Source organism: Polaromonas sp. P3_C2 (assembly GCF_056402675.1).
The window spans coordinates 1-3038 of record NZ_JBFUGX010000507.1; the positions used below are offsets into that span (position 1 = coordinate 1).

General features: G+C 62.6%; 2 protein-coding genes. Both read right to left on the minus strand.

Annotated features, from left to right (window positions below; translation table 11 throughout):
- Positions 1 to 496 (minus strand): response regulator (locus AC1DWI_RS18010; protein ID WP_477725358.1); only part of this gene is annotated, 496 nt, incomplete at its 3' end.
- Between the two features lie 115 nt (positions 497 to 611).
- Positions 612 to 3038: PAS domain-containing sensor histidine kinase (locus AC1DWI_RS18015; protein WP_477725359.1), on the minus strand; the 2427-nt coding region annotated here is incomplete at its 5' end.

Consider the following 3038-nt stretch of genomic DNA (forward strand, 5'->3'; position numbering starts at 1 on the left):
CGATCTGCATGTCGGCCAGTTGCACGTTGCGTTTGAGTGTCTTGAGCATCTCAATGCCGTCCACGCCGGGCATGGACAGGTCCGTGATCAGCAGGTCGGGCCGCATGCTGGCGATATCCATCATGGCCTCCAGGGCAGATGGCATCCAGGTGCAGTCAACCGGCAGGTCCCAGTCTTCAAACTGGCAGCGGTACAGCTCGCGGGTGTCTTCGTCGTCTTCCACCATCAGCACCCGCAGGCGGCTTTTGGGGTCGGTGTCGACACGGGACAGCTGTGGGCTGTTTTTGGCCAGGTAGGCGTTGATGGACTGCAGCGCAATGCGGCGGTGCCCACCCAGCGTCTTCCACGCCTCGATTTCCCCTTTTTCAACCAGGGACTGCACCGTCGCAACGGAGAGCCCCAGAAGCTTGGCTGCATAGCTGGTGCCGCAGTAATCCTCGCTGGAGAAATCCGCAGCCGTGATCGCGGCCTCGAAGGACTTGGGTTCACGCGCCATGGCAGACCGAACGGGGATTGGAGTGTTTCATTTTGGGCATTTTAATCAATTCGACTCAATCGCTTCATAGAAAATGATAGTAAGCATCAACTAACACCAACGGGCACTGCCAGCGTCAGGGGGACAGCGGTGCGGTGGGCAGGGTGAAGAAGAACGTTGCCCCCTTGCCGGGCGCCGCCTCGGCCCACAACCTGCCGCCATGCCGCTTGATCACGCGGCTGACGGTGGCCAGCCCGATGCCCGTGCCCGGAAACTCCGCGACGGCATGCAGGCGCTGAAACGGCTTGAAGAGCTTGTCGGCATAGGCCATGTCGAAGCCGGCACCATTGTCCCTGACGAAAAACTCCGGCAGCCCCGCTGCATCAAGCTGGCAGCCTACGGTGATTTCGCTGAGGGGTTGCTGGGCACTGAACTTCCAGGCGTTGCCGATCAGGTTTTCCATCACCACCCGGACCAGCCGGCTGTCGCCGTGCGCCTTCAGCCCTTTTTCGATGTTCACCGCAACCTTGCGTTCGGGGTCGCGCACCCGCCATTCGTCCAGGATGATGCGGGCCAGCTCCGACAGGTCCACCACCTTGTTGTTCAGGGGCGTGCGCGACACCTGCGCCAGCGACAGCAGGTCTTCAATCAGTTGCCCCATCTGCGCCACGCCGGCCTGGATGCGTGCCAGGTAATGCGTCACCTTCTCGCCGGCATCGGCCCCCAGGTGTTTGCCCAGCAGGCGGCTAAAGCCGTCCACGGTGTTCAGCGGCGAGCGGAGGTCGTGCGACACGGAGTATGAAAATGCCTCGAGTTCCTGGTTGGACAGGCGCAGGGCGGCCTCAATGGCCTTGATCTCGGTGATGTCCGCGTCAATGCCCACCCAAAAGGCCACTTCACCGCGTTCGTCCAGCACGGGCGATGCGCGGTAGGACATGGTGTGCACGCCGTCCCTGGCCAGCACGCGGCGTATGCCCGAGTATTGCGACCGCGTCTCCCGGGCGACCTGCCAGCGGGCCCTGATATCGGGGAGGTCGTCCGGATGAATGGCCGTAAACCACTGCGTGCCGGTCCAGTCCTCCATCTTGCCGCCCGCCAGGTCAAACCAGGCTCGGTTGAAGTAGGTGGCCGCGCCGTCCGGGTCGCTGGTCCATACCACCTGGGGCGCCTGTTCGGCCAGCGCCCGGAAGAGCGCCTCTTGCCGCTCCAGCGCCAGTGTGCGCTCGGCGACTTTCTGCTCCAGTCCGGTGTTGAGCTGGCTGACCTCCTCGATCAGGCGAGAGTTCTGGATGGCGATGGACGCGAGCTGGGCCAGTTCGAGCGCCACATATTCGTCCTCCTGCGTGAACTCACCCTCGTATTTGTCGGACAGCTGGAGCAGCCCGATGTTTTTGCCGTCGCGGCCCGTCAGCGGCACGGCCAGCCAGCCGCGCATGGCTGGATGCTTGTCGGCGTAACTGCCGAAGCCGTGCCAGCGCGGATGCGCCTCCAGCTCGGCCTGGGTCATGCGCATGGACCGGTTGGTCTGGCAGACCAGGGCGTAAATGCCGGTGCCGTCGGGCGGCTCGATCATGTCCCGGTATTTCGCATATTTTTCGGAAAGCGACAGGGCGTTGATGGCCTGCCCCCAGTCGCTGTTCACGGTGAGGCTGACGATCGCCTGGTGCGCGCCTATCACCCCCCGGGCCTGCTCGGCCACCTCGTGCATGGTGCTTTCAAGCGTCTGATGCCAGGTGATGGCCTGGGCTGCGTCGGCGGCGCGCTGCAAGGTGTACAGGTGTTCCTGGACCTCATTTTCAACCTTGACCTGGGCCGAGATATCCAGCGCCAGGACAAAACGCGCCGGGCGGCCGGCATACCGCACCGAGGTTGAAAAAGGGCGGGCAGTGAAAAATGACCCGTCTTTGCGGCGATGCTCCCAGCGTTCCTTGACGATCAAAGGCGAGGCGGCGTGCTGGGTCCGGAGGTTTTGAGCTTCTGCTTCGCTGCGAATGTCGTAGATCGTCATCGACAGAAACTCTTCCATCGTATAGCCATAGCTCTTGACGGCGGCTTCGTTGACCATGAGGAAGCGATAGGTCTCGGCGTCAAAAACCCACATCGGGATTGGCGCCATTTCAAAGAGAGCCGAGTAGCGGTGCTCGCTTTCTACCAGTGCCTGCTCTGCCAGCTTGCGCTGGGTGATGTCGCGCTGCACCGCGACCCAGTGGGTGTAGTGGCCTTTGGTGTCGGTGATCGGAACAATGTCGAGCTCCAGCCAGACTTCCTCGCCGCTCTTGGTGTAGTTGATGAGCTCCGCGCGTACCGGCTGCCATTTTTCCAGTGCGGCCTTGATGCGGTCGAGCTCGTCCCGCTGCGTTTTGGGGCCCTGCATCAGGCGTGGTGTTTTTCCCAGCACCTCCTCACGCGTGTAACCCGTACGGCGCTCAAAAGCGTCGTTGACAAAGATGATGCGCGGGCCGGCGCCATCGATGGGTGCGGCCTCGGTGATGAGCACAATGTCGTTGAGCCGGGATACGGCGGTTTCCAGAAGGCGCAGGTGCGCCTGCGCTTCGTGCTGTTC